General features: G+C 35.1%; 8 protein-coding genes and 2 pseudogenes. 4 read left to right on the forward strand and 6 right to left on the reverse strand.

Features of this window, described 5'->3' with window-relative positions:
- Nucleotides 1–127 precede the first annotated feature (127 nt).
- A pseudogene (locus tag MSG95_RS18390) lies at nucleotides 128–646 on the forward strand (LysR substrate-binding domain-containing protein); the annotation flags it as partial.
- Nucleotides 647–883: 237 nt separating this feature from the next.
- A complete protein-coding gene (locus MSG95_RS18395) occupies nucleotides 884–1,780 on the forward strand; it encodes a LysR family transcriptional regulator (protein ID WP_004887299.1) in 897 nt (298 codons plus the stop codon).
- Between the two features lie 61 nt (nucleotides 1,781–1,841).
- Here the strand turns inward: MSG95_RS18395 and MSG95_RS18400 are convergent, their stop codons facing one another.
- The 5 genes from MSG95_RS18400 to MSG95_RS18420 form a co-directional block, all read right to left on the reverse strand.
- Complete coding sequence (locus MSG95_RS18400) at nucleotides 1,842–3,014, reverse strand: thiolase family protein (protein ID WP_077165383.1); 1,173 nt, start codon at nucleotides 3,012–3,014, stop codon at nucleotides 1,842–1,844.
- A gap of 65 nt (nucleotides 3,015–3,079) precedes the next feature.
- Nucleotides 3,080–4,489, reverse strand: a complete 1,410-nt coding sequence (locus tag MSG95_RS18405; RefSeq protein ID WP_077165384.1) for a short-chain fatty acid transporter — start codon at nucleotides 4,487–4,489, stop codon at nucleotides 3,080–3,082.
- Nucleotides 4,490–4,604: 115 nt separating this feature from the next.
- Nucleotides 4,605–5,246 (reverse strand): 3-oxoacid CoA-transferase subunit B, encoded by a 642-nt coding sequence (locus tag MSG95_RS18410; RefSeq protein ID WP_077165385.1) that lies wholly within the window; start codon nucleotides 5,244–5,246, stop codon nucleotides 4,605–4,607.
- A 1-nt stretch (nucleotide 5,247) separates the two neighbouring features.
- Complete coding sequence (locus MSG95_RS18415) at nucleotides 5,248–5,952, reverse strand: CoA transferase subunit A (protein ID WP_019459101.1); 705 nt, start codon at nucleotides 5,950–5,952, stop codon at nucleotides 5,248–5,250.
- A gap of 244 nt (nucleotides 5,953–6,196) precedes the next feature.
- Nucleotides 6,197–7,078 carry a LysR family transcriptional regulator gene (locus tag MSG95_RS18420; RefSeq protein ID WP_049065395.1) on the reverse strand — a complete coding sequence of 294 codons (882 nt, stop codon included), beginning with the start codon at nucleotides 7,076–7,078 and terminating at the stop codon, nucleotides 6,197–6,199.
- Nucleotides 7,079–7,631: 553 nt separating this feature from the next.
- On the opposite strand from MSG95_RS18420, the pseudogene MSG95_RS18425 reads away from it, so the two are divergent.
- Both MSG95_RS18425 and MSG95_RS18430 read left to right on the forward strand, forming a co-directional pair.
- Nucleotides 7,632–8,080, forward strand: a pseudogene (locus MSG95_RS18425) (DUF6097 family protein).
- A gap of 275 nt (nucleotides 8,081–8,355) precedes the next feature.
- Nucleotides 8,356–8,790 (forward strand): glyoxalase, encoded by a 435-nt coding sequence (locus MSG95_RS18430; RefSeq protein WP_077165387.1) that lies wholly within the window; start codon nucleotides 8,356–8,358, stop codon nucleotides 8,788–8,790.
- Nucleotides 8,791–8,830: 40 nt separating this feature from the next.
- Here the strand turns inward: MSG95_RS18430 and MSG95_RS18435 are convergent, their stop codons facing one another.
- A complete protein-coding gene (locus MSG95_RS18435) occupies nucleotides 8,831–9,094 on the reverse strand; it encodes a hypothetical protein (RefSeq protein ID WP_077165388.1) in 264 nt (87 codons plus the stop codon).
- Nucleotides 9,095–9,366: the final 272 nt, after the last annotated feature.

The raw sequence follows: 9,366 nt of genomic DNA on the forward strand, positions 1-9,366 counted from the left end.
AAAGTGCATAATCAATTGCTTGCTGTTTAAATTCAGCACTAAAACGTTTGGCCATTTCTTGGATCTCCAAAGTTAACGTTACGTTATCTTTAGAGGGAAGTACTGTCCATTATTTTGGCTAGGATCAATTGTCGCAACGAATAGTGGAGAAGGCCTGTCTTTGTTAAAAGAAGGTGCCTGTGATTTCATGATTTGCTATGCAGATAAAAGCAATATTAGAAAAGTTGGAGATGATATTTTAAGTGGTATTAAAATTGCCGAGACAGTTATTGTTCCTGTTTCTGCTACAGAACCTGACCATAGCCCTAAACATACAATACAAAGCAATTTTGCTTTGCTTGCCTATAGCAAACATGCTTACTTAAGAAAATTGGTAGACCAACTGATAGAAGGTAAACTTGTTTATAAAACGTTATATGAAACGGACAATGCAACTAACTTAAAAGAACTGGTTTTACAAGGTTTAGGGGTTGCATGGATTCCAAAAATTAATGTTGAAGAAGACCTTGCAGCTGGAAAATTAGTTATTTTAGATCAGCAAGAATATTGCCTCGCACAAGATATTTATATCTTTAAAAATAATTTGAGCGATAATAAATCGGTACAACAAATATGGAATGGTTTTAAAGCCCAGCAAGAACAATAACGCATACTCATTCGCAAGATGAAGTACACGATATTTATATATAAATTAATCAAATAAGTAGATTATGCTTGGGTCTTCATGATGAAAGGCATGATAAAGCATTGCCCCTCATCTAAGTTCTTTGCTAATTTAGAGTAAATTTCAATAAGTCAAAAGTAGGGCATAGGAATCTTTCTATCATTTATACCTGCTTTTGAACTTATTTCACTGGATTATTGAGTCCAAGCGGAGACAATTTTGTTTGATCTAGACAGTAGATTATTAAATATTTTTTATCATATTTATCGGTTCAAAAGTGTTTCAATGGCTGCAGATGCTATTGGTTTAACACAGCCGAGTGTAAGTAACGGTCTAAACAAAATTCGCCAACATTTTAATGATCCTTTGTTTATTCGAGTTGGAAATGAAATGATTCCGACCGAACTTGCAAAGCAGATTTTTCCTCTGATTAGTGAAGTGATTGATAAAGTTGAAAGTATTAATAACTTTAATGTGAACTTTGATCCGCTAACGTCAGATCAGCTGTTTACCATTGCAATGACTGATGTATCACATTTGGTTTTATTGCCACAATTAACTAACTATTTAAAAGAAAAAGCACCTCTCATTCGTTTAAATATTAGACCGATTACGCCAGAAACCAGCTATCAAATGGCAAATGGTGAAATTGATTTGGCGATAGGTTTCTTGCCACAATTAGAAGAAGGTTTTTATCAGCAGAAGTTTTTCCGTCAACACTATGTTGTGATTAGCTCAAAAAGCCATCCGCGTTTAGACCCGAATAACTTTACTTTAGAAGATTATATGCGCGAATATCATATCGATATTGATGCAGGTATTGGGCATTATCACATTAAAAATGAGTTGCAGAATAAAGGGTTGGATCGAAATATTTTAATTCGCTTACCAAGTTACTTAGGTGTAGGTTTAGTTGTTCAGGAAACAGATGCGATTGCCACTGTTCCATATTATTTAAGCCAAGTTTTATTGGTTAGAGAGAACTTACAAATTTTACCTGCACCGCTTGATTTTCCAACTTATGACGTTAAGCAACATTGGCATATGTCTTGCCACCATAAGAGTAGTCATAAATGGTTCCGTCAAACTTGCTATGAGCTATTTAAAACAGCTTAAGAATTTTATTTATAAAAAAGAAGATGTAAGGAAAGTCCTTACATCTTCTTTTATTTTTTAATTAGATTTCAATTGCAACAGCAGTTGCTTCACCGCCACCAATACATAGGGCTGCAACACCTTTCTTTTTACCTAAGCGTTTTAATGCATAAATGAGAGAAAGAATAATTCTTGAACCTGTAGCGCCAATTGGATGACCTAACGCACAAGCGCCACCATGTACGTTAACTTTTGCTTCATCTATTCCTAGCTCATGAATTGGTGCCATTGCCACCATTGCAAAAGCTTCATTAATTTCCCAAGCATCTACTTCGTCAACAGACCAGCCAGCGCGCTCAAGCACTTTTTGAATCGCACTAATTGGAGCAATTGTAAATTCGCTTGGATGCTGCGAGTGAGTAGACGTTGCAACAATTTTTGCTAAGGTATTTAAACCATGAGACTGTGCATATTCTTCAGTAGTAAGTACTAACGCAGCAGCACCATCAGAAATTGAGCTTGAGTTCGCTGCTGTAATTGTACCATCTTTACTAAAAGCGGGACGTAGAGTCGGAATTTTCTCAAGATTTGCTTTTAATGGTTGCTCATCTTGATCAACAACTTCCACACCTTTACGAGTTTTTACTTCAACAGGAACAATCTCTTCTTTAAAGTAACCTTCGGTAATGGCAGTTTGCGCTTTTTTAAGTGAAGAAATCGCAAAGTTATCCATTTGCTCACGGGTAAAGCCTTTGGTGTTTGCCATATCTTGAGCAAAAGAACCCATTAAACGGCCTGTTTCAGCATCTTCAAGGCCATCTAAAAACATATGGTCCTTAATTTCGGCGTGACCCATACGGTAACCAGAGCGAGCTTTCGGCAAAATATAAGGTGCATTGGTCATAGATTCCATGCCGCCAGCCACAATGATATTGGCACTGCCTGCTTTTAAAGTATCTGATGCCATTAATACAGCTTTCATAGCAGAGCCGCACAGTTTATTAATGGTCACAGCTCCGACATGATCAGGTACACCTGCTTTACGCATAGCTTGGCGAGCAGGGCCTTGACCAATACCTGCACTCAATACACAACCGAAAATAACTTCATCTACTTGTTCAGGTTTAACACCTGCACGTTGGATTGATTCACGGATGACAGCAGCGCCAAGATCTGGAGCGGTTAGAGAAGATAAACTACCCTGAAAACCACCCATTGCAGTACGGCTACCTGAAACTATAACTATTGAACTCATCTTAATATCTCTTATTGGTGTTTTTGCTAAATTTGCCTTTAGCCTAAACCAAAGGCGCCACTAAATTAAAAAGTTGGAGGGGTGTAACTGAGCGTTCTACCAAAGAACCACAGCAAGAATAAAACTAAAGGAAAATGCACAACGAGCTGAGTGACTGTAAACCCAATCACATCTTTTGCTTTTAGTTTTAAAATGCCTAACATTGGAAGCATAAAAAATGGATTGATTAAGTTTGGTAAAGCTTCGGCTGCATTGTAAATTTGTACAGACCAACCTAAATGAACCTTTAAATCATTTGCCGCTTGCATAACATATGGGGCTTCAATAATCCATTTTCCACCACCTGAAGGAACAAAGAATCCAAGGATGGCAGAGTAAACTCCCATCACAATCGCAAAGGTTTCTTTTGACGCAATTGAAACGAAAAACTCGGCAACATAATGAGACAGCGATAAATCCTGACTATTTAAAGCTTGGGTCATAATAAAAGCGATACTTCCGTACAAAGGGAATTGAATTAAAATTCCTGATACGGCTGGAACTGCCTTTGCAACAGCATTTAAGAAGTTTCGAGGCGTGCCATGTAATGCTAAGCCAAGCATTAAAAACACAAAGTTGTAAGTATTTAAGCTTGAAATTGCAATAATTGGATTACTTTTTGAAAACTCAAAAAACATCCAGATTAAGCCTAAAGCCACTACAATAATCGTTAAAATAGGTGAGTTTTCTAACCAATCGCCCGGACGATTAGATTTGTCTTCATGTGGCTTGTCTTCTTCAAACTGCACATCAAAACTATCAATCGTTTTAACACTATTGCCTTTTGGAGCTGACCAATACGCAATAGCGATTGAAACAATCACCAAAATAATGGTCATCGCAATTGATTGCCAAAGGAAAATAGTTTCAGTAAATGGAATAACACCAGTTAGGTTGTAAATTGACTCAGGTAAGCTACTTTTATTTGCCTGAAGCTGCGCTGCTGAAGAACTGATTCCTAGTGCCCAAGTCGCCCCCATACCAATGATTGCTGCCGCAGCTGCTGCACGGTAATCCATATTCAGCTCTTTACGTTTAGCTAATGCAATCACTAAAAGCGCTGTAAGGATTGTACTAACAGCCCAATTGACCAGTGAAATTAATAAGCTGACAGTTGCTACCAAAACAATGGCACCGCGACCAGAACTTGGAATACGTGCCATTTTTTGGATGATGTATTTGACGGGCTTAGATACAGAAACGACATAACCTACAATAATGAGCATGGTCATTTGTAGGGTAAAGGGAATAAGACTCCAAAAACCGTTACCAAATGAAGTGGCCACATCGTGAATTGGGGCACCAATACCCAAAGCGGCAATAGACACAATAATGACGCCGAGTAATGCAAAAATATATGAATCAGGAAACCATTTTTCAGACCAGTCACTAATCCGAAGAGCAAATCTTTCAAAAATTCCTTGCTGTTTTTCCATAGCTGAAAAATCCTTCTCATTCTTATTTATAGACAGCACATCCGGTGCTTAAAAGGGTTAAGACTCAAGCTCACTTTCTAACTTGAGTCTTGTACAGCTAACTAAATCTTAGAATTTACGCGACTAAGGTTTTATAAAACTCGACACCTGTAGCGGCTTGAATCTGCTCAAGCGTGACATCTTTAGCAAGTTCAATCAGCTCAACACCTTGTGGAGTAATGTCCATTACACCTAAGTCAGTAATGACTCGATGAACCACACCTTTACCTGTTAAAGGCAAACTACAGTTTTTCACAATTTTTGGCGTACCATCTTTTGCGCAGTGTTCCATAAGCACTACAACTTTTTGTACGCCAACAACCAAGTCCATTGCGCCGCCCATACCTTTAACTTTCTTACCTGGAATCATCCAGTTAGCCAAGTCACCATTTTCAGAAACTTCCATGGCGCCCAAGATTGCAATGTTGACATGACCACCACGGATCATGGCAAAAGATTCAGAGCTTGAGAAAAATGCAGCACCAGCACGAGCAGTAACCGTTTGTTTACCAGCATTAATTAAATCGGCATCGACAGTTTCTTCTGTTGGGAACTCACCAATACCTAATAGACCATTTTCAGACTGAAGCCAAACATTAATATTTCCTGGAATATAGTTAGCAACAAGGGTAGGTAAGCCAATACCTAAATTGACATAAAAACCGTCTTTAAGTTCTTTTGCAGCACGTTGTGCCATTTCGTTACGTGACCAAGCCATTTTATACTGCCTCCGTGCTTAAAGTTTTATGCTCAATACGTTTTTCAGGTGATGCATTCAGTACAATGCGGTTTACATAGATACCCGGCAAATGGATTTCATCCGGATCTAATTCACCAATTTCAACCACTTGTTCCACTTCTGCGATTGTAATTTTTCCAGCCATCGCACATTCAGGGTTAAAATTTTGAGCAGTTTTACGGAATACTAAATTACCTGCTTTATCTGCCTTATATGCTTTTACAAGAGCTACATCTGCTGTTAACGATTCTTCTAAAATGTAGTTTTTGCCATGAAACGTACGTTCTTCTTTACCTTCTGCAATGAGGGTACCCACGCCAGTTTGAGTATAAAATGCAGGAATCCCAGCTCCGCCAGCACGTAACTTTTCAGCTAAAGTACCTTGTGGTGTAAGCTCCACATCAAGTTCACCATTTAAATATTGGCGCTCAAACTCTTTGTTTTCACCTACATAAGAAGAAATCATTTTTTTGATTTGTTTGGTTTTAAGCAAAATACCTAAACCAAAATCATCTACACCTGCATTATTTGAAATACAAGTTAGACCAGTTACACCACTTTGCTTAACTGCAACAATTAGTTTTTCAGGAATTCCGCATAAACCAAAACCGCCTACAGCAAGTGTTTGATTATCTGCAATAACATCTTTCAGTGCTGCCTCTGCATTGGCATAAACTTTATTCATTCTGTTGTTTTCCTATATCCCTTAGTAATTTAGTTTTAGCATCACATTTTGCGTTATAGAAGTTAATTTTTTTAAAGGATTAATAAGTATAATCAATGAATAGTATCAAATTTATAACAAAAGATCAGTTTTATACTGAGCAAAAAATATTAAAAAATTATCATAATTAACTGAAAATTATAATAATTAATAAATTTATCTTAACCGTGTACTTAATTCATCTTAAAAGACAGTCTTTAATTTTTTAAAATTTATATTGAATCAAAGCCTCGATAAATTGAGTAGAAATATTTGAAATCTCGAAGTTCTTCTTATAAACAATTCCCACAGTCTTATGAATAGCTTCATCCTTTAACTCAATCAACACGTTATGTTCTTTATCAATGTGTTTTGCGAAATGTCTAGGAATTGCACTTACTCCAATACCATAAGCCACAAAACTTGAGAGTGATGAAATTTGATGACATTCCACTTTTAAATCGAGCGTTATGTTATTTCGCAAACAATTTTGCTCAACTAAATAACGAACAATTGAAGGTTTCTGTAAGGTCACGAATGGATTTGAACAAAGCTCATGCCATGTAATAGAAGATGATTGAGCAAGTGGATGAGTCTTTGGCAATAGAGCCAAGAAATCTTCTTCAAATAGGGGCTTAAATTCTAAGCCTTCTGTGAGATCTGGTTCAAAACAAATACCAAGCTCAAAAATACCATCTTGTACTTTTTCTATAATAGTCTCATTTGGAATATCGTGAATTGAAAAATTAAGATTAGGATGAACAGCTAAAAACTGGTGAATTACTTCAGGTAAAATTGCATGAGTCACAAAGGGCATAGATGCAATACTTAAAGTTCCCCGATTAAGTTTAAAGCGTTGTTTAACATCATTTTCCATCTCATCCCAGTTGGCTAGTAACTTTTTTGCATAGGGAATGAGGGATTTGCCTTCTTGGGTAAGCTCAACACGGCGTGTATTACGGTTAAAGAGTTTACCGCCTAACTCTTCTTCTAAACTTTTGATGGTAAGACTTAAGGCAGATTGGCTTAGATGTAGCTCTAAAGATGCATTGGCATAGTTGAGTGTACGTGCAAGTGCTAAAAAAGCTTTTAATTGTTTAAGCGTCATTTCATTCCTTTAGATTGCTCAGCTCACCTAGAAGGGTAATTTATACGAAAATTTATCTAATATGATGTTTTTTGACAAAAAAATTAAGAAAAAGACTGATCAGAACTGGAGATAACAATGGACATTATTAAGAGCAATAGAAATTGCTATCTGAAGGTATAAAAATAAGTGAGGTGGCGCAACAACTGGAGTTTATCAGTGATAGTGCATTTATCATTTTTTTCCGTCAACATATAGGCACTACTCCAGTCCGTTATCTACAGAATATTTTTAGAGAAAGCTTGTATAAATAAAATTTTCTCTATCGGTAATATTAGAGTTAATCTAAAAACAAGTAGCAAAATAACTCTCTTTTACTACTCTAATTTAATCCAAGTTTCTCATAAAAATTGATCTTATTAAAACTATTGGAAATAGGAAAGTGTTTAGAAAAGTTAAAGCATCTTCTGGATTTTTTATTCGAATTAACTTATTACTTTTATGTTAAAAAGCAGTTTCTCATATAGAATTTCTACTAAAATCCATTTTTTTATTGATTGTATTATAGTTATTTATGGGAAATTTAAGAGTTTTAGGTGAATCTCTGGAAAATGCGGAAATATTAAAAGACGTTCAATATCATATTAAAGATAGGAGATTACCTATCTCCTTAAAAGATGATTTAAACAAACAAGTTATTGAGATTTAAAAAATTTTGGTGATGATGACTTCGAGAAACTTGAAGTTAAGAAAAACAAAATTAACATCTGGACAGGAATTCTTGCAGTTCCTATCTTAATTTATTGTATTGCCTTGTTCTTAAGTCGATATGTACATAATTTTGGAATTAATATTGATGTAGATATGATGAATCATATGTTATTTGAAAATATATTGAAGTACATATGGGCTATTATACTTTATGCTGCAGTATTTTTTGGATTAATTTTTTACTTTTATTTAATGAATAATCAAAGTAAAAAATTAATTGAAAAGAATGTTGAAAAGCTCCTGAGTAAATAAATTTTAGAACATTTAAGCCTCGCATTGGCGAGGTTTTTTTGTCGGCATATTTAAACATTCTCTGGGCAATTTTTTCTAAAATTTCTTCTAAAAGAAATAGTAATAATTATTTTAAAAACTCAAAAAATAAATTATTTATGATTGACGTGATGATAGTGATAAGAGGATCCTTAAAATATTTAGGCATAAATTGACAAGAAAATAATTAATGTTTAAAAAATGAATTATTTCAAGTATAAAAGAACCTATTACTTTATAAAAATGAGTTATTAAAAATGTCTCCTATCAAGGTATTTTTTGTTGCTGGATTTGGACCAATTACAAGAGTTAATGAAGAGAGTAAAGCACTCTATCAAGACACATTAAACCTTCCAATAAAAGCGATGGAAGGTAATGAATCTTATATGAGTACAGAAGATGGCGAGCTGGGCGGTGTAAAACACTTTGCACTGTGGCCATTACATCAAGCAGCAGAGTCCTGCTTTGGTCGAAAAGAATGGCCCGAAGAATTTACTGTTCCTCAAAGTTGGATTGAGTTTGAAGTTGAGGATATTAATCAAGCTTCAGCTCATATGATTTCTAAAGGATATCAACTATTGGTAAATAATCGTTTAGAACCATGGGGGCAGTCAGTTACTCGCTTTTTAAGTTCTGAAGGAGTACTCACTGGGTTAACAGTTACGCCATGGTTACGTACCGCAAATGAATAAATTAGTAATTTTATTTAAAACATAATAGAAAAATGTTTACTCAGGAATACCGTAGTTTGGTTTTCTTTGTCAGAATCTTGATAATCATAAAGACCTGATTATTCATTCTTATTTTTTGATGAACGGTCGCATTATCAAGTTGATCCCATAGTTCAAATGGGAAAAACTCTGAACTATGATCAAATACCCATAACCATTGGTAACTATGAGTCAGTGTATTACTATCAAAACGAACATCTTGAACTTTGACAATCTTAAATTGTTTATGATGTTCGTCTTGAAGAGTGATTTCATGGTTCTCCATTAGACATTCACAAATTAAAGACAGTTTTAATTTTACTAAAATTAAAAGTATCTGTTTAGTTGATTAAGTTGGCATTCATTTACAAAAGATTTCTGCTTGTTAAAGTTTGTCATTTTCAAAATGATAATAATCTTTACTTTTGAAAGGCTTTGTTGCACAAACCTATCTCTAAAGGCTTATTCCACAATATAATTTTCAAATGAATAAGTCGACACCAAAAATTTATCGCACAACCAATTGGTCTTCATATAACCGAGCTCTCATTAATCGTG

It is taken from the genome of Acinetobacter sp. IK23, assembly GCF_035615275.1.
Taxonomy (GTDB): Bacteria; Pseudomonadota; Gammaproteobacteria; order Pseudomonadales; family Moraxellaceae; genus Acinetobacter; species Acinetobacter seifertii.